This window comes from Nonomuraea sp. B19D2, assembly GCF_040137845.1.
Lineage (GTDB): Bacteria > Actinomycetota > Actinomycetes > Streptosporangiales > Streptosporangiaceae > Nonomuraea.
Window position 1 is genome coordinate 188959 of sequence record NZ_JBEFAK010000006.1, and the last position, 18211, is coordinate 207169.

Here is an 18211-nt window from a genome sequence, read left to right on the forward strand (position 1 = left end):
GGCGGCGGGGAGGTCAGGAGATGCCCGGCGGGGAGGTGGAGTCGCGGATCACGAGCTGGCAGGGCATCTTGTGCACTCCCGGCGTCGCCTTGCCGTCGATGGCGGCGAAGAGGTGCTGGGCGGCCGTCCTGCCTAGGACCTCGAGGTTCATGTCCACCGTGGTCAGCGCCGGCCGGGTCTCCGTGGAGAGCACCTCCCAGTTGTCGTAGCCGACCACCGCGATGTCGTCCGGCACCCGGCGCCCGCGTTCCCTGGCCGTCTCCACGAAACCGGCCGCGATCTGGTCGCTTCCGCAGAACACCGCGTCGATCTCCGGCTCGGCCATCAGCAGCATCTCGGCCGCGTGCCGCCCCCAGCGCTGCGACCACGGCCCCGTCAGCGTCTGCCCGGCCTGTGCCACGCCCGCCTCCTCGAGCGCCTGGTGCAGGCCCGCCTCGCGGTCGCGGGTCGCCTTGTAGTGCGTCGGGCCGGTGATGTGCGCGATCCTGCGGCGGCCCATGGCCAGCAGGTGGTTGACGGCCATGGCGGCCGCGCCCACGTCGTCCGGCACGAACGACACGTCCGACGGGTCCTCCGACGGCCCGTAGGCGTACACCACCGGGATCGGCAGGTCCTTGCTCACCGACGGTCGCGGGTTCGTGCTCTCGCCCACCACGATCAGCCCGTCCACGCGGCGTGACAGCAGCGCGCGCACGTGGTGCTGCTCCCTGATCGCGTCGCCCCGTGCGTCGCACAGCAGCACGGCCATCTCGCCGGCCCCGAAGGCGTCCTCCGCCCCGAGCAGCACCGGGATGCCGAACCGGCCGACGCTGTCGGAGGTCAGCAGGCCGACCGTGCGCGTCTGCCCCGAGATCAGCCCCCTGGCCAGGGCGTTCGGCTGGAAGGAGAGCTCCGCTGCGGCGGCGAGCACACGCTCGCGCGTGGCCGCCCGCACGTCCTGGCGCCCGTTCAGTGCTTTGGACGCCGTGGCGATCGAGACCCCCGCCAGCGAGGCCACATCTGAGATGGTCGCCCGCTTACTCGCCATGTTTCGAAATCCTTTTCGGCCGCCTGTGAACTGCCTAGAACCCTACCACCCATTGACATGGACTCTTGTTTCTTCTACGTTTCCGAAAACCTTTAAGTCCAGGAGCACATCATGAGACGAAGGCTGGCCGGGATCTCCCTCCTCGGCGTGTTAGCGCTCACAGCGGCGGCCTGCGGCAGCGGGGGCGGCGAGAGCGCCAAGCCGTCGGAAGGCCCCGTGACGATCACCATGTGGACCCGCGCCGCCACCCAGGCGCAGAGCGAGCGGCTGGTCCAGGCGTACAACAGCAGTCACAAAAACATCCAGGTGAAGCTCACCGTCATTCCGACCGACAACTACCAGCCGCGCATCGCCGCCGCGGCCGGTGCCAAGCAGCTCCCCGACGTGTTCGCGGCCGACGTCATCTTCGTCCCGAACTACACCTCGCAGGGCCTGTTCATGGACATCACGGACAGGATCGCCAAGCTGTCGTTCAAGGACGGCCTCGCGCCCTCGCACATGAAGCTCGGCACGCTCGACGGTAAGCAGTACACGCTCCCGCACACCCTCGACCTGTCGGTCTGGTTCTGGAACAAGGACCTGTACCAGAAGGCCGGCCTCGACCCGGAGAAGGGCCCGAAGTCACTGAAGGAGTTCGCCCAGCAGGCCACCACGATCCAGCAGAAGCTGGGCAAGGACGGCAAGGTCCACGGCACCTTCTTCGGCGGCAACTGCGGCGGCTGCTACGTGTTCACGTTCTGGCCCTCGGTCTGGGCCGCCGGCGGCCAGGTGATGAACGCCGAGGGCACCCAGTCGCTCAACGACCAGGCCGCGATGACGGATGTGTTCAAGATCTGGCGCGACCTGTACGAGAAGAAGATCACCGGGCCGACGGCCAAGGAGGAGCAGGGCCCGACCTGGACCGGCTTCTTCCCCAAGGGTGAGATCGGCGTCATGCCGATGCCCTCCACCACGCTCGGCCTGATGCCGAAGGACATGAAGATCGGCGTCACCCCGATCGCGGGCCCCGACGGCGGCGAGTCGACGTTCGTGGGCGGCGACTCCGTCGGCGTCTCCGCCACCTCCAAGAACCCCGACGCGGCCTGGGACTTCCTGTCCTGGACGGTCTCCGACGAGGCCCAGGTCGAGATCATGGCCAAGAACAAGGACGTGCTCGCGCGTACCGACCTGGCCAGCAACAAGTACTCCGCGGAGGACCCGCGCGTGGTGCTGATCAACTCGCTGGTGGCCAAAGGCCAGACGCCGTACGCGCTGCGCTTCGGCCAGACCTTCAACGACCCGCAGGGACCGTGGCTCCGGCTGGCCCGCGAGGCCGTGTTCGGTGACGCCTCGAAGGTCCCCCAGCTCAACGCCGAGATCACGAAGTCGCTGCAGCAATGACCTTGACGATTACCCGATCCGGGCGGCGGCCGGCTCACTCCGCGCCGTCCGCCCGGTGGCGGAGCAGGAAGGTCCAGGGGTGGCTCTACGCGGCCCCGACGGCCGTCATCGTGGGGGTGCTCTTCCTCGCGCCCCTGGTGCTGGTCGGCTGGATGTCGCTCAACCGCTGGCCCCTGCTCGGCCCGGCCACGTTCAACGCCCCCGACAACTACCTCAAGATCGGTGACAACCCCCTCTTCATCGACGCGGTCCTCTTCACGCTGAAGTACACCGCCATCACGACGGTGCTGCTGTCGGCCGTCGCGCTCGGCCTGGCCCTGCTGGTGCAGGACCGCAGGCGGGGCATCGGCTTCTTCAGGACCGCGTTCTTCCTGCCCGGCGCCGTCGGCTTCGCCGCCGCCGGTCTGCTGTTCTACGGGATGCTGAACAACGACTTCGGCCCCATCGACCCCATGCTCCAGGCGCTGGGCATCACCAGCGAGCCGGTCAAGTGGATCGGCACGCCCAACATGGCGCTGTTCTCCACGATCGCGCTGGTGTTGTGGCGTTTCGCCGGGTTCAACATGCTCATCCTGCTGACCGGCCTGCAGGCGATCCCGACCGAGGTGTACGAGGCCGCCAGGAGCGACGGCGCGAACCGCTGGCAGGTGTTCACCAAGATCACGCTGCCGCTGCTGCGCCCCACCCTCGCGCTGATGCTGATCCTCAGCGTCACGGGCTCGCTGCTGGCCTTCGACCAGTTCTTCGTCTTCACCAACGGCGGCCCCGACAACAGCACGGTCTCGATGGTCATGGTCGTCTACCGCGACGCGTTCTTCCGCTTCGACCTCGGCGGCGCCGCGGCGCTCTCGGTCGTCCTGCTCGTGGCCCTCGTCGGGCTCAACACGGTGATGATGCGGAGGCTGCGATGAGCCGGTACCTCACGCTGTCCGCCCTGGCGGTGCTGTTCCTGTTCCCGCTGGTGTGGAGCGGCTACGCCTCGATGGAGGAGCCGTCGAACTACCTGGAGATGGCCCGTTTCGGCGAGGGGCTCGGCACGTACGCGACCAACAGCGTGCTGGTGTCGGCGATGACCGTGGCCGGCACCCTGGTGATCTCCGCGCTCGGCGGCTACGGCTTCGCCCGCTTCGACTTCCCGGGCAAGAACGTGCTGTTCCTGGCCACGCTGGCGATCCTCATGGTGCCGTACGCGACGATCCTGATCCCGCTCTACGTCCTGCTCGGCTACCTCGGCCTGCAGAACTCGCTGGTCGGCCTGTCGCTGGTGTTCGTCATGTTCCAGCTGCCGTTCGCGCTGTTCATGATGCGCAACGCGTTCGAGGCGCTGCCGCGCGAGCTGGAGGAGGCGGCGCTGGTGGACGGGTGCGGCACGTTCCGGGCCTTCGCCAGGATCCTGCTGCACGCCGTGCGGCCCGCGCTGATCACGGTGGGCCTGTTCGCGTTCCTCGCCTCGTGGAACGACTTCTTCGCACCGCTCATCCTGCTCAACGACGGGTCCTCGTTCACCCTGCCGGTGGCCGTGGTCAGCATGACGCAGCACACGTTCGGCGCGATCGACTACGGCATGCTCCAGGCCGGCGTCATGGTCATGGCCGTCCCCTGTCTCATCCTCTTCATCGTGTTGCAGCGCCACTACGTGCGCGGATTCATGTCAGGAGCTCTGCGTGGCTAACCCTGTCCTGCCCTCATCGGGCGTCCTGTCCCCCCTCGGCCTCGACAAGGTACGGCTGAACTCCGGCTTCTGGGGCGACCGGGCCGCGCTCAACCGCGAGGTGACCATCGCCCACTGCGTGGAATGGGAGGAACGCGAAGGCTGGATCCCCAACTTCCGGGGGGTGCGTCCCCGCAGGGGCCGGGAGTTCAGCGACTCGGAGACCTACAAGCTGCTGGAGGCCATGGCCTGGGCCGACCATCCGGGGCTGCCCGCGCTGGCCGAGACCGTGGCCCAGGCGCAGGAGGGCGACGGCTACATCAACACCCGCTGGTCCGGCAGCCGCTACACCGACTTCGAGTGGGGCCACGAGCTCTACTGCTACGGCCACCTCATCCAGGCCGGGGTCGCCCGGCTGCGCATGCACGGCGAGGACCGGCTCACCCAGGTCGCCATCAAGGCCGCCGACCACGTCTGCCGCCGCTTCATGGAGGGCACCGAGACCTGCGGCCACCCCGTGATCGAGATGGCGCTCGTCGAGCTCTACCGCGTCACCGGCACCGAACGCTACCTGGAGATGGCCCGCCGCTTCGTCGAGCGCCGCGGCGTGCCCGCGCTGGCCGACATCCCCTTCGGCCGCGCCTACTACCAGGACGACATGCCGGTCAGGCAGGCGCAGGTGTTCCGCGGGCACGCGGTGCGCGCGCTCTACCTGGCCTCCGGCGTGGTCGACGTGGCCGTCGAGACCGGCGACCAGGAGCTGCTGAAGGCGGTCGAGGCGCAGTGGGAGCGCACGGTCGCCCGCCGCACGCACCTCACCGGCGGCATGGGCTCGCGGCACATCGACGAGTCGTTCGGCGAGGACTACGAGCTGCCGCCGGACCGGGCCTACAACGAGACCTGCGCGGGCATCGCCTCCATCATGCTGGCGCACCGGCTGCTGCTGGCCACCGGTGACGTCCGGTATGCCGACCTGGCCGAGCGGACCATGTACAACATGCTCGCCACGGGGGTGGCGCTGGACGGCAGGTCGTTCTTCTACGCCAACCCGCTGCAGGTGCGGGTGCCCGCGACGCCGCTCGAAGGTGTCAACCACGCCGCCGAGGGCGGGCTGCGCTCGCCCTGGTTCGACGTGTCCTGCTGCCCGCACAACATCGCCCGCACGCTCGCCTCGCTGCCCGGGTACGTCGCGACCTCGTCGGCCGACGGCATCCAGATCCACCACCACACGCCGTCGGAGATCCGGCACGGCGGGCTGGCGGTACGGGTGGAGACCGGCTACCCGTGGAACGGCTCGGTGACCGTCCGGGTGCTGGAGGGCGGCGAGGGCCGGATCGGGCTGCGTGTCCCGGCCTGGGCCGCGGATGCGACGCTCGCGCGTGTCCCGGCGTCCTCGCCGCAGGCGCCGCTGGAGGAGAGCCCGGCGATCCGCCCCGTCGATCCCGGCTACGCCTACGTCGAAGGTCCGTGGCGGGCCGGTGACGAGATCCGGCTGGAGCTGCCGATGGCGCCCAGGTGGACGTTCCCGGACCGGCGGATCGACGCGCTGCGGGGGAGCGCGGCGGTGGAGCGGGGGCCGCTGGTCTACTGCGCGGAGTCGGTGGGCGACGAGCCGCCGCTCGGCGACCTGGCCGCGCGGGTGCAGCCGCCCGTGGAGCACGAGGCGGACGGCGTCGTGGAGCTGGAGGTCGAGGCGTCGCTGGGATCCGGCGACGGCGGCGGCTGGCCGTACGCGCCGGCCTCCGACGGGCGGGCGAGCGGCGCGGACGTCAGGCTCCGGCTCGTGCCCTACCACCGGTGGGGCAACCGCGGCCCCGCGACCATGCGTGTCTGGCTACCGATCTAGGAGAGGCAAGTGCGTAAACCGTTGGTGTGCTTAGCTGTGTTAGCGCTCACAGCTTCGCTTGCCGCGTCCCCCTCGTACGCCGCGGAGGACAGCCTCGGCATGCCGGTGTTCACCGGCGCCGATCCCGTGCCCGCCGAGCCCGTGGCGTACGACTCGCGCAAGATGATGGCGGAGATCTACAAGAAGGAGAAGGGCGGCGACTCGTACTGGATCGACCGCATGCTGGCCCGGCCTGGCGATGATCCGGCGGGCACGTGGTTGATGTCGCGCGGGCGGGCGCTGTTCATGAAGGAGCACGATCCGTCGGTCATCGGGTTCGGCGGGTACGCGGCCTATTGGGAGAGCATCGACAACCGCGGCGCGTACGAGATCTCGCTGGGCACCGAGCTCGCCGAGGACGTCGCCAGGCGGCTGCAGATGCCCAGCCACTGGACCGGACAGTACACGGGCGACGGGCTCTCGGTCGGGGTGAAGAAGTTCATCACGCGCGAGAACGTGGCCGTGACGACGCTGGAGATCACCAACACGGGATCCGCGCCGCGTTCGGTGCCGATCACTGTGACCTCGCCCTACACCAGGACGGCCGACGGCGACCGGGAGCTGACCGGCACCGTGTTCGCCAAGAACAGGCTGACCACGATCTTCCCCCGGCTCAGCGGTGACGGGCTGAAGGTCTCCGACGGCACGCTGAAGGGCTCGGTGACGGTCGAGCCGGGCAAGACCGTGCGGGCCAAGGTGCAGATGGGCTTCGTCACCGAGGAGCTCCGCGGCTCCCGGGCCGAGTACGACGGTTACAAGGGACGCTCGCCGCAGGACGCGCTGCGCCGCCAGCTCCAGGACTACAACGCCTGGTGGGCCGAGAACCTGCCCTACATCGACGTGCCCGACGAGAACATCAAGAAGTTCGTGTACTACCGCTGGTGGCTCATGCGCTTCAACTTCCTCGACGCCGACATCCCCGGGAACGACTTCCAGTTCCCGACCTCGGTCGAGGGGGCGCTGGGCTACAACAACGCGATCGTGCTGACCGTGCCGATGTTCGTGCAGGACCTCAAGTATCTGCGGGACCCGATCTACTCGTACGGGCCGTGGGTGTCGGCGGGCGAGGTCTCACGTAACTCGAAGTACACCGACAATCCGGGCGACCCGGAGAACTGGTCGAACAGCTACACGCAGTACATCTCGGCCGCGGCCCTGGAGAGCTACCAGATCCACGGCGGGCAGCCGTCGATCCTGCGCAACCTCGCCCGCTACGCCGAGAAGGACGTGTACGGCCAGCTCAACGCGTACGACTCCAACAAGAACGGGGTCATCGAGTACGAGCGGGAGTACATGACCGGCAACGACGCCGACGCGGTGTCGTTCCACTACTACGGACGGGCCAACGAGCGGCTCGAAGGCGCCTACGTCTACGCCAACGCGATGGCGGCGGCGCAGGCGTACGAGCTGACCGGCGACGCGGCCAAGGCGTCTGAGATGCGCGGCGTGGCCGACAAGGTCAAGAACGGCATCCTCACGCTCTGGGACGAGCAGAACAAGCTGTTCAAGCACCGCGACCTCCAGACGGGCAACCTGATCCCGTGGAAGGAGTCGAACAACTACATCCCGCACGCCACCGGGCTCGTGCCGACGGACGACCCGAAGTACCGGGAGGCGTTGCGCCTGTGGACCGACCCTGCGGAATACCCGATATTCCCGGCATATACGGCTAACCAGAAGGACAAGGCGGAGGCCGCGGCCGCCGGGAACCCCGGCTCCAACAACTTCTCGCAGATCAACTCCACCCGGAACTTCGCGCTGTTCTCCAAGGCACTGCGGCAGTACGCCTCGCCGTACGTCACCGCCGACCAGTACAAGCAGCTCCTGTACTGGAACGCCTGGTCGCAGTACGTCGGCGGCGACACCCGCTACCCCGACGCCAACGAGTTCTGGGCCGACTGGAACCCCGCGACCAAGACCATCGGCTACCGCTCCTGGATCCACCACACGATCCTGGGCAGCAGCAACTGGACGGTCATCGAGGACGTCATGGGCCTGCGCCCGCGTTCGGACGGCAAGGTCGAGCTCTGGCCGGTGGACATCGGCTGGGACCACTTCACCGTCAACGGCATCAACTACCGGGGCCACGATCTCACCATCGCCTGGGACAAGCCGGGCGACGGGAAGAGGCACTACGCCGGGGTGCCCGAGGGGTACTCCATCCTGATCGACGGCAAGCGCAAGGTCACCCTGTCCGGGCTCGCGCACGCCGTGTGGGACCCGGCCACGGGCAAGGTCGAGGGCGGTCAGGTGGTGTACGCCGAGAAGGCCGCCTCAATGAAGGCCCCCGCCCAGGTGGAGCTGACGGGCGACCGCGTCGAGGACCTGTTCCAGAAGGCCGGTGTGGACCTGCGCTCCACCCGCCCGAACCTGGTCAAGTCCGCCACCGCCTCCCACGGCGACCCGGCCGGCGCGGTAGACGGTTTCACGATCAACGAGCCGTACTGGGGCAGCAAGGGCTCAGGCAAGCCCCAGGACTGGCTGGAGGCGGACCTCGGCTCGGCCCAGAAGGTCGACCAGGTCAAGCTGTACTTCTACAACGACCGCAAGGCGGGCGGCTACCGGGAGCCCGCCTTCTACACACTGCAGTATCAGGACGGCGACACCTGGAAGGACGTGCCGGGCCTGGCCAGGAAGCCGGTCTACCCGCGGGCGAACCTCAACGTGGTCCGCTTCCCGGCTGTGACGGCGCAGAAGCTGCGGGTGCTGGTCACGCACCAGCCCGGCTACGCGACGGGCGTGAAGGAGGTGCAGGCGTACCTGACGGGCGCCGACGCCGGCTCGGTCGTCAACAAGGCGCCGTCCGTGGTGGTCGTGCTCGATCCCACGTTCAGCCGCCCGGGCCAGGCCAGGTTCGACGCGGTGGTCAAGGACGACGCGTTGCCGTCGGGCAAGCTCACGACCCAGTGGGCCAAGGTCGACGGTCCCGGTGAGGTGTTCTTCACCGACCCGACGGGCACCGACACCGTGGTCTCGTTCTCTGAGCCGGGCACGTACCGGCTGAAGCTGACCGCCACGGACGGCGCGAAGAGCACCTCGACGACCGTGACCGTCGCCGCCACGGCGCAGGCGGCCCAGGTGAACGTGGCGCCCAAGGCCACGCCCACCGCCTCCTACACCTCGCCGTGGGAGAAGGTCACCGCGATCAACGACGGCATCGACCCGCCGCGCTCCAACGACGGCGCCAACCCGCGCTGGGGCACCTGGCCGCAGCAGGGCACGCAGTGGGTGCAGCTCGAATGGCCGTCGCCGGTGCGGTTGAACAAGGCCGACGTGTACTTCTTCGACGACACCGGCGGCGTGCGCCTGCCCGCCTCGTGGAAGATCCAGCAGTGGGACGGAGACTCGTTCGAGGACGTCACCGGCGTCGCCTCCTATCCCAAGGCGATCGACGCCTACAACACCGTCTCGTTCGACACCGTCACGACCTCGAAGCTGCGCGTCCAGCTCGAGGCCGACGGGGCGTCGGTCGGTCTGCTGGAAGTCAAGGCGTACGAGGTCCCGCCGGACACCGTGCGCCCCGTGCACGTCCCCACCCTGGTCGACACGCTGCCCAAGCTGCCGGCCACGGTGGAGACCTTGTACGCGGACGGCGCCCGCAGCTCGGCCGCCGTCACCTGGCAGCAGGTGACGCCCGACCAGGTCAAGACCGGCGGCACCAGCTTCACCGTCGTCGGGCTGGCCGAGGGCGTGCGCCAGTCCGCCCAGGCCACCGTGTACGTCCGCACGACGTCCGCGGTGACGATCACCTCGATCGCCGAGGAGGCGGTCACGACCCGGGCCGGGGTCGCTCCTTCGCTGCCGGAGACCGTCGTGGCGACGTACAACGACGGGTCCAAGGACAGCTCGGTGGCGGTCACCTGGGAGGCGATCAGCCCTGACAAGTACGCCCAGCCGGGCACGTTCACGGTGAGCGGCCAGGTTTCGGGCACGACCGTTGCCGCCAAGGCCACGGTCACCGTGGAGTAGCTCCTCGGCTCCCTGCCCTGGCCTCTGCGGGATCGCAGGCCAGGGCGGGGTCTCCGCGGGCGCCGAAACGATCACGCTCCCGCTGCTGACGCTCGCGAGGTGGCCTGAGACGCGCCTTCGCGGGCAGCAGGGGGTGAGTAAGTCGATCCCCCCGGGAGGCGAGATGCGTTCATCGATCCCTTTGGGCCGCATCGGGGGCGTGCAGGTGGGGCTCAACATCAGCGTGCTGGTCATCGTCGCCATCCTGGTGTTCGGGCTGGCCTTCGGGCGCTTCCCCGCGGTCTTCCCCGGCCACCCCCTGGTCGTCTACCTGCTGGCCGGGCTGGTGGCGGCCGTGCTGTTCCTGGCCTCGCTGCTCGCGCACGAGCTGGCGCACGCGATCATGGCGCGGCGGGAGGGCGTCGAGGTGTCGCGGATCACGCTCTGGCTGCTGGGCGGGGTGGCGGAGCTGAAGGGAGAGCCGCGCACGCCCGGTGCGGATCTGAAGATCGCGGTGGTGGGCCCCGTGACGAGCCTGCTCGCCGGGCTGGTGTTCGGGGCGGTGGCGTGGCTGGTCTCGGGGCTGGTCTCCGGGGCGTCGCTGGTGGCCGGGATGTTCGTGTACCTGGCCGGGGTGAACGTGCTGCTCGCCGTGTTCAACCTGATCCCGGCGGCGCCGCTGGACGGCGGACGGGTGCTGCGGGCGATCCTGTGGGCGCGCTGGCACGACCGGGCGCGGGCGGCGATCACCGCCGCACGGGCCGGCCGCTGGTTCGGGTACTCGCTCATCGCGATGGGGTTCCTGCAGGTGGCCACCGGGCACAGCTTCGACGGGCTGTGGCTGGCACTGATCGGCCTCTTCCTGGTGAACGCCGCCGCCGCCGAGGAGCAGCAGACCCGGCTCGGCACCGCCCTGCACGGGATCCGCGTCGCGGACGCGATGTCGTCGCACCCCGTGGTCGCCTCGCCGGACGAGACCGTGTCCGGGCTGATCGAGCGGGTGGTGCTGCGGCACCGGCTGTCCACATATCCGCTGGTGGGCCAGGACGGGTCCTTCCGCGGCATGGTGACGCTCAACCGGATCCGCGAGGTGAAGCCGGAGCTGCGCGACACTGTACGGCTCGCGGACATCGCCTGCCCGCCGCAGGACGTGCCGCGGGCCCGCCCCGACGAGCCGCTGACCGACCTGCTGGAGAGGATGCAGGGGGCCGCCGACGAGCGGGCGGTCGTGCTCGATGCGGCCGGGCGGCTGGTCGGGCTGCTGACGCCCACGGACATCAGCCGGACGATCCAGACGGCCGACCTGCGCGGCGCACTATCGGGGCCGCGCGGCGCGGACCTCGCCCCGCCCGACCACGGGCATCACCGCGACGCCGCCTGACGTCCGTGCAATCGCTTGCAGGATGGTGATCTGCTGCAACAAAACTGCACACCATACGCATTGACTCGCCTAACAATCGGTTGCATAAAGGTGTGAAGCTCGCGAGTTTCCGCAAATGGTTCCGTGGTCACGGCTTGCCCCCCATCACAACCGGAGGCCCTACGGTGCGTAGCAGGAAAGCACGCAAGACTCGCTTAGCGATCGCCGCCCTCGCGGCGGCCATGGTCACCGCGGTCTGGGCGATGCCGGGCGCGTCCGCCGCGACGCTGTTCGGCGACGACTTCGAGGACGGGAACTCCACGGGCTGGTCGACGTCCGGAGGGAGCTGGTCGGTGGTGACCGACGGCTCCCGGGCGTACCGGCAGTCGGGCACCAGCGCGGACTCCCGAGCGGTGGCCGGCACGGCCTGGACGGACCAGGCGGTGCAGGCGCGGGTGCAGCCGATCGCGTTCAACGGCGCGAACCGGCACGTCGCGGTGGTGGCCAGGGCGCAGAGCACCAGCAGCTACTACTTCCTCGGCCTGAGCAACGCCGGCACGGTCGTCCTCGGCAAGCGCACCGGCGGCGGCCCGGTGACGCTCGCCACGGCGGCGGCCACGGTGACCGCGGGCACGTGGTACACGCTCAGGCTCGAGGCGTTCGGCACGACGTTGCGCGGGTTCGTGGACAACGTGGCGGTCGTCTCGGCGAGCGACTCCGCGATCGGCTCCGGGCGGGCGGGGCTGGCCGGTTACTACGCCAGCGCCTCGTTCGACGACGTGCTGGTGACCGACGTCGGCGGTCCCACGTCCCCGCCGACCACCCCGACGCCGCCCCCTTCCGGTACGTGCTCCAGCCCCGGCACGCCCACGGGGTTCGCCTCGGTGAACGCCTGGGGGCAGAACGGCACGACGGGCGGGGCCGGCGGGCCGACGGTCGAGGTCGACACGGCCGCCGAGCTGATCTCCGCGATCGGGCAGAGCGGGCCGCTGAACATCTGCGTACGCGGGATGATCACGGTTCCGGCCGGGATGCACAACGTCGCCTCGGACAAGACCATCGTGGGCGTCGGCGGCGGTTCCGGCATCACCGGCGGCGGGCTCAACATCGGCCTGCCGGCGGACGACGCGGTCACCGCGCCGCCCGCGAACGCCGTGCACAACGTCATCATCCGCAACCTGACCTTCACCAAGGCCACGGACGACTCGATCAACGTGCAGATGTTCAGCCACCATGTCTGGATCGACCACAACGACCTGTCCGGCGGCTACGACGGGCTGATCGACATCAAGCGCGGCTCCTCGTACGTCACCGTCTCCTGGAACCACACCCACAACCACACCAAGAACATGCTGCTCGGCCACGACGACAGCAACGGAGCGCAGGACATCGGCCGGCTGAAGGTGACGTATCACCACAACTGGTTCGACCGGACGCCGCAGCGCAACCCCCGGGTGCGGTTCGGGGAGCCGGTGCACGTGTTCAACAACTACTACGTCTACAACACCGACGTCGGGGTGGCCTGCCAGGCGAACGCCGGCTGCGTGGTCGAGGGCAACTACTTCGAGCGCGTCGAGGAGCCGGTGAGCAACCACTACGCCGGCCCTGCGGGCAGGTGCGTCGCGCGGAACAACGTGTTCGTCGACGAGTCCGGCGCCCCTGACTGCAGCGGCAGCGTGCAGGAGCCGAACTCGTACTACGGCTACAGCCTGGACGACCCGAACACCGTGAAGGCCGCGGTCGCCGCGGGCTCCGGGGTGGGGAAGATCTGATCACACCTTGGGCCGCCGTCCGCGCCCGGACGGCGGCCTTTGTGGTGGTTCTAGACCGCTCGGGCGATCTGCGCTTCTTGATAGGTTATTGAGGGGTGTGCCGGGAAGTCTGGTCGGCGATCGTTCCGCCGTGCCTATTTTCCGGAGCCCTCATGACCGTCACAGCGTGGGTGGCTGTGGTGGCCTTCCTCGGCGCGTACACCCTGATCGCCACCGAGAAGGTGCACCGGGTCGCCGCGGCGCTCGGCGGCGCGGGGGTCATGCTGCTGATCCATGCCACCGACGCGGGCGCGGCGTTCTTCGACGAGCGTTCCGGGATCGACTGGAATGTGATCTTCCTGCTGCTCGGCATGATGGTCATCGTCGGCGTCCTGAAGCAGACCGGGATATTCGAATATTTGGCGATCTGGGCGGCGAAACGCGCCAAGGGGCGGCCGTTCCGGCTCATGGCGCTGCTGATCGTGATCACCGCGTCCGCCTCCGCTCTGCTGGACAACGTGACCACCGTGCTGCTGATCGCCCCCGTGACGTTCCTGGTGTGCGAGCGGCTGTCGGTGTCCGTGGCCCCGTACCTGATCGCCGAGGTCATGGCGTCCAACATCGGCGGCGCGTCCACGCTGGTCGGCGACCCGCCGAACATCATCATCGCCAGCCGCGGCGGCCTGACCTTCAACGACTTCCTCGTCCACATGGCGCCGCTGATCGTCGTGCTGGTGGCGGTGTTCGTCGGGCTGTGCAGGTGGTTGTTCAGGGCGTCGTTTCGGTACGACCCCGAGCGGGCCGCGGAGGTCATGGCGTTGAACGAGCGGGAGGCCATCGCCGACCGCGGGCTCCTGTGGCAGTCGCTCGCCGTGCTTGCCCTGGTGATGGCGGCCTTCGTGCTGCGCCCAGTGCTGCACTACGCGCCCTCCGTGGTGGCGCTGCTGGGCGCGGGGGTGCTGGTGGCGGCCACGAAGGTGACGACCGAGGAGGCCATCAGCGAGGTCGAGTGGCCGACACTGGTGTTCTTCGCGGGGCTGTTCGTCATGGTCGGGTCGCTGGTGGAGACCGGGGTCATCGGCCAGGTCTCGAAGGCCGCCGCGGAGGCCACCCACGGGCAGCTCGGCCTGACCACGATGCTGCTGCTGTGGGTCTCGACCGGGCTGTCGGCCGTCGTGGACAACATCCCGTACGTCGCCACCATGAGCCCCATCGTGGCCGACCTCGTACACGCCAACGGGGGCAGCGGACCCGCGCAGGTGCTGTGGTGGGCGCTGGCCATCGGGGCCGACCTGGGCGGGAACGCCACGGCCGTCGGGGCGGCGGCCAACGTCGTCATCCTCGGCATCGCCGCCCGCAACGGCACCCCGATCAGCTTCTGGCAGTTCACCAAGTACGGGCTGGTGGTCACGTTCGTGACCGTGGCGCTGTCGGTGCCCTATTTGTGGTTCCGCTACCTCACCTGAGGGGCAGCACGAGCTTCACAGCGGCAGCAGCTTGTCGAGCGTGATCGGCAGATCCTGGACCCGCTTGCCCGTGGCGTGGCGCACGGCGTTCGCGACGGCCGCGCCGACGCCCGTGATGCCCACCTCGCCCACGCCGATCAGCCCCAGCGGCATCGTCGGGTCCGGCTCGTCCAGGCAGTGCACGTCGATGCGCGGGATGTCGGCCTGCACGGGCACGTGGTACTCGGCCAGGCTCGCGTTCACGATCCGCCCGGTGCGGTGGTCGACCAGCGTCTCCTCCGACAGCGCCAGGCCGATGCCCATCACGATGCCGCCGCGCAGCTGGCTCGCCACCGTCTTCGCGTTGATCACCCTGCCGACGTCGAACACGCCCACCCAGCGCGACACCCGTACCTCGCCGGTGTCCCGGTCCACCCGCACTTCGCAGAACTGCGCCCCGGAGGCGGCCTTCACCCACCGCCTGCGCTCGCGGACGCTCTTCGCCAGGAACCGGAGCATGCCCATCCCGGCCGCGGCCTCCAGGTGGTCGCGCCCGGCGCGGGTAAGGATCTCCGCGTACGTCTCCCCCCGAGAGCCCTGGTAGAGCCCGCCGTCCCTGGCCTGTGGAGCGGTCACGCCGCGCAGCGGGGAGTCCGGTGACTTCCGCGCCAGATCGAGCGCGGAACGCCGGAGCTTGCGGCAGGCCTCCACCACGCTGGCCGCCACGCTCGCCGTCTGCCCGGAGCCGCCCGCCATCGGGCCCTCGGGCAACTCGGAGTCGCCGATCTCGACGCGTACCGACTCCAGCGGCACCCCCAGCTCGTCGGCGGCGATCTGCGCCTGCGCGGTCGCCGCGCCCACGCCGATCTCGTGCAGGCCACACCGGACCACGACCCCGCCGTCCGCGCCCAGCCGCACGGTGACGTTCGCCGGGAGCTGGAACGCCGGGTGGTACGCGGCCGCCACGCCCATGCCGACCAGCCACCGCCCGTCGCGCATCGACCCGGGCCGCGGATCGCGCTCGCGCCACCCGAACCGCTCCGCCCCCACCTCGTACGCCTCGCGCAACATCCGGTGCGCGAACCGCTTGCCGTCCATCGGGTTGCGCGCGGGCTCGTTGCGCATCCGCAGCTCGATCGGGTCCATGCCCAGCTCCCAGGCCAGCTCGTCCACGGCTGATTCCAGGGCGAACGTGCCGATGGACTCGCCGGGGGCCCGCATGGCCGTGTTCGAGAGCAGGTCGAGCCGGACGAGGCTCTGGCGCAGGCGGATGTTCGGGGAGTCGTACAGGTGCCGGGAGACCGTGGTGACCTGCTCGGGCATGCCGCCGACCCGGCCGGTCCTGGACACGCTGGTGTGAATCAGCGCGATCAGCTTCCCGTCGGATTCCGCGCCCAGCGCGACCCGCTGGGTGCTCGGGGTCCGGCCGCCGACCGTGTGGTAGACGCCCGCCCGGGTGAGCGCCAGCCGTACCGGGCGCTCGGTGGCCCGGGCGGCCAGCACGGCGAGCAGCGTGCCCGCCCACACCGAGCCCTTGCCGCCGAACCCGCCGCCCACGAAGGGGGAGAGCACGCGGATGTTCCCCTGGGGAACGCCGAACCGGTGTGCGAGGTGGCTGCGCAGCCACGTGATGCCCTGCGTGCTCTCGTGCACGGTCAGGCGGTCGCCGTCCCACACGGCGGTCGTCGCGTGCGGCTCGATCGCGTTGTGGTTGTGCGGCGGCGTGGTGAAGCGCAGGTCCACCGAGACCGCCGCGGCCGCCAGCGCCGCCTCGGCGTTCCCTTTGTCCGCCGCCGCCGGCATGATCGCGCTGCCCTTCTGCGGGGTGGCGTTCGGCTCCTCGGCCGCGAAGTCCACCACGGCGGGCAGCTCCTCGTACGTGGGCCGCACCAGGCCCGCCGCGTGCCGCGCCGCCTCGGGCGACTCGGCCACCACGACCGCCACCGGCTGGCCGTTCCAGTGCACCTCGTCCGTGGCCAGGTAGTTGACCGACGTCCCGATGAACAGCGTGCTGGGGTTCAGCAGGCTCTGGGCGGGCGGGGGCTTCATGGCCGGGGCGTTCTCGTGCGTGAGAACGTCGATCACGCCTTTCACGGCCCGCGCCGCCTCGGTGTCGATGGCGGTGATGCGGCCCCGGGGGATCGTGGCGTGCACGAGGGCGGCGTGGGCGAGGTCCGGGTACGGGTGCTCGGCCGCGAAACGGGCCTGCCCGGTGGTCTTGGCCCGGCCGTCGAGCCGGTCGACGGGGCGGCCGACGTACTTCTCGCTCATCACGCAAGCTCCCTCAACGTGGCCACGATCGTCGCCCTGGCCAGCTCGACCTTGAACGCGTTGCCCGGCCGGGTGACCGCGGGCGCCAGCTCGGCCTCGGCCGCGCGGCCGAACGCCTCCTCGGTCGCCGGACCGCCGACCAGGATCCGCTCCGCCTCGTGGGCGCGCCACGGCCTGGTCGCGACGCCGCCCAGCGCCAGCCGGGCCGCCGTCACGGCGCCGTCCCGCACCTCCAGCGCCGCCGCGACCGAGACCAGGGCGAACGCGTACGACGCCCGGTCGCGTACCTTCCGGTAACGGGAGTTGGCCGCGACCGGCGCGGGCGGCAGCTCCACCGCCGTGACCAACTCGTCCGCGGCCAGCGCGGTCTCGACCTCCGGCGTGTCGCCGGGCAGCAGGTGGAAGTCCGCCAGCGGGATCCGCCGCGTGCCGCGTATGCTCCTGACCTCGACCGTGGCGTCCAGGGCGGCGAGCGCCACGCACATGTCGGAGGGATGCGCGGCGATGCAGCTCTCGCTCACGCCCAGGACCGCGTGCCCGCGCGTGAACCCGCCGAGCGCGTCGCAGCCGGCGCCCGGCTCCCGCTTGTTGCAGGCGTACGCCTGGTCGTAGAAGTAGCGGCAGCGGGTGCGTTGCAGCAGGTTGCCGCCCACGGTGGCCATGTTGCGCAGCTGGGGCGAGGCTCCGGCGAGTATCGCCTGCGACAGGACCGGGTAGGCGGCGCGGATGCGGCGGTCGGCGGCGAGGGCGCTGTTGCGTACCAGCGCGCCGATCCGCAGCCCGCCGCCGGGCAGCTCGTCCACCTCGTCGAGCGGCAGCCCGGTGAGGTCGATCACCGTTTCCGGGTGTTCGATGCCCTCGCGCATGAGGTCGACCAGGTTCGTGCCGCCGCCGAGGAACTTCGTGCCGGGGCCGACCGCTTCCACGGCCTCCGCGAGGTCGAGCGGTTTCACGTACGCGAAGGGTCTCATGACGCCTCCTGCGCGGCGACGTCCCTGATGGCGTCGAGGATGCCGTTGTAGGCGCCGCAGCGGCACAGGTTTCCGCTCATGCGCTCCCTGATCTCGTCGTCGGTCAGGTGCGTGCCCCCTTGGTGCGCGGTGACGGAACTGGGCATGCCCGCGGCGTGCTCGGCCAGCATGGCGACGGCCGAGCAGATCTGGCCCGAGGTGCAGTAACCGCACTGGAGCCCGTCATGGCGCACGAACGCCTCCTGCATCGGGTGCGTGCCCTCGCCGTCCTTCGCGATCCCCTCGATCGTGGTGATCTCCTTGTCCGCGTACTGCATGGCCAGGGCCAGGCAGGCGTTGATCCGCACGCCGTCCGCGAGGACCGTGCAGGCGCCGCACGCCCCCTGGTCGCAGCCCTTCTTGGGGCCGGTCAGCCCCAGGTGGTCGCGCAGGGCGTCGAGCAGGCTCACCCACGGCTCGATGTCGAGGGACTCGACCACGCCGTTCACCCGCATCCGTATCTGGGTCACACGCTTCCTCCCT

12 protein-coding genes are annotated in these 18211 nt (G+C 70.1%); 8 read left to right on the top strand and 4 right to left on the bottom strand.

What is annotated here, in order from left to right; all coding sequences use genetic code 11:
* Positions 1-13: 13 nt before the first annotated feature.
* Entirely contained in the window at positions 14-1027 is a 1014-nt protein-coding gene (locus ABN273_RS14010) for a LacI family DNA-binding transcriptional regulator (protein ID WP_349449179.1), read from the bottom strand.
* Between the two features lie 111 nt (positions 1028-1138).
* On the opposite strand from ABN273_RS14010, the gene ABN273_RS14015 reads away from it, so the two are divergent.
* From ABN273_RS14015 to ABN273_RS14050, 8 genes are all read left to right on the top strand, one after another.
* A complete protein-coding gene (locus tag ABN273_RS14015; RefSeq protein ID WP_349449180.1) occupies positions 1139-2407 on the top strand; it encodes an ABC transporter substrate-binding protein in 1269 nt (422 codons plus the stop codon).
* Entirely contained in the window at positions 2404-3318 is a 915-nt protein-coding gene (locus ABN273_RS14020; RefSeq protein WP_349449181.1) for a carbohydrate ABC transporter permease, read from the top strand. Before ABN273_RS14015 ends, ABN273_RS14020 begins: the two co-directional genes overlap by 4 nt.
* Positions 3315-4079 (top strand): carbohydrate ABC transporter permease, encoded by a 765-nt coding sequence (locus ABN273_RS14025; protein WP_349449182.1) that lies wholly within the window; start codon positions 3315-3317, stop codon positions 4077-4079. Before ABN273_RS14020 ends, ABN273_RS14025 begins: the two co-directional genes overlap by 4 nt.
* Entirely contained in the window at positions 4072-5904 is a 1833-nt protein-coding gene (locus ABN273_RS14030) for a glycoside hydrolase family 127 protein (RefSeq protein ID WP_349449183.1), read from the top strand. Before ABN273_RS14025 ends, ABN273_RS14030 begins: the two co-directional genes overlap by 8 nt.
* Positions 5905-5913: 9 nt before the next feature.
* On the top strand, positions 5914-9912 hold the full coding sequence (locus ABN273_RS14035) for an Ig-like domain-containing protein (RefSeq protein ID WP_349449184.1): 3999 nt from the start codon (positions 5914-5916) through the stop codon (positions 9910-9912).
* A gap of 163 nt (positions 9913-10075) precedes the next feature.
* Entirely contained in the window at positions 10076-11272 is a 1197-nt protein-coding gene (locus tag ABN273_RS14040; RefSeq protein WP_349449185.1) for a site-2 protease family protein, read from the top strand.
* A 164-nt stretch (positions 11273-11436) separates the two neighbouring features.
* Positions 11437-13023, top strand: a complete 1587-nt coding sequence (locus ABN273_RS14045; RefSeq protein ID WP_349449186.1) for a pectate lyase family protein — start codon at positions 11437-11439, stop codon at positions 13021-13023.
* Between the two features lie 152 nt (positions 13024-13175).
* On the top strand, positions 13176-14468 hold the full coding sequence (locus tag ABN273_RS14050; protein ID WP_349449187.1) for an ArsB/NhaD family transporter: 1293 nt from the start codon (positions 13176-13178) through the stop codon (positions 14466-14468).
* A gap of 15 nt (positions 14469-14483) precedes the next feature.
* Here ABN273_RS14050 and ABN273_RS14055 read toward each other — a convergent pair whose 3' ends face one another.
* The 3 genes from ABN273_RS14055 to ABN273_RS14065 are packed head-to-tail and all read right to left on the bottom strand — an operon-like array spanning position 14484 to position 18183.
* Complete coding sequence (locus ABN273_RS14055; RefSeq protein WP_349449188.1) at positions 14484-16718, bottom strand: xanthine dehydrogenase family protein molybdopterin-binding subunit; 2235 nt, start codon at positions 16716-16718, stop codon at positions 14484-14486.
* Positions 16718-17689 carry an FAD binding domain-containing protein gene (locus tag ABN273_RS14060; protein ID WP_349449189.1) on the bottom strand — a complete coding sequence of 324 codons (972 nt, stop codon included), beginning with the start codon at positions 17687-17689 and terminating at the stop codon, positions 16718-16720. The genes ABN273_RS14055 and ABN273_RS14060 overlap by 1 nt, the downstream gene beginning before the upstream one ends.
* A complete protein-coding gene (locus ABN273_RS14065) occupies positions 17686-18183 on the bottom strand; it encodes a (2Fe-2S)-binding protein (protein ID WP_349449363.1) in 498 nt (165 codons plus the stop codon). The genes ABN273_RS14060 and ABN273_RS14065 overlap by 4 nt, the downstream gene beginning before the upstream one ends.
* Positions 18184-18211: the final 28 nt, after the last annotated feature.

Excerpts from the sequence above, each read along its gene's own strand:
- ABN273_RS14010 (WP_349449179.1), bottom strand. The coding sequence starts at position 1,027 with ATGGCGAGTAAGCGGGCGACCATCTCAGATGTGGCCTCGCTGGCGGGG.
- ABN273_RS14060 (WP_349449189.1), bottom strand. The coding sequence starts at position 17,689 with ATGAGACCCTTCGCGTACGTGAAACCGCTCGACCTCGCGGAGGCCGTG.
- ABN273_RS14015 (WP_349449180.1), top strand. The coding sequence starts at position 1,139 with ATGAGACGAAGGCTGGCCGGGATCTCCCTCCTCGGCGTGTTAGCGCTC.
- ABN273_RS14065 (WP_349449363.1), bottom strand. The coding sequence starts at position 18,183 with ATGCGGGTGAACGGCGTGGTCGAGTCCCTCGACATCGAGCCGTGGGTG.
- ABN273_RS14020 (WP_349449181.1), top strand. The coding sequence starts at position 2,404 with ATGACCTTGACGATTACCCGATCCGGGCGGCGGCCGGCTCACTCCGCG.
- ABN273_RS14050 (WP_349449187.1), top strand. The coding sequence starts at position 13,176 with ATGACCGTCACAGCGTGGGTGGCTGTGGTGGCCTTCCTCGGCGCGTAC.
- ABN273_RS14040 (WP_349449185.1), top strand. The coding sequence starts at position 10,076 with ATGCGTTCATCGATCCCTTTGGGCCGCATCGGGGGCGTGCAGGTGGGG.
- ABN273_RS14055 (WP_349449188.1), bottom strand. The coding sequence starts at position 16,718 with ATGAGCGAGAAGTACGTCGGCCGCCCCGTCGACCGGCTCGACGGCCGG.
- ABN273_RS14025 (WP_349449182.1), top strand. The coding sequence starts at position 3,315 with ATGAGCCGGTACCTCACGCTGTCCGCCCTGGCGGTGCTGTTCCTGTTC.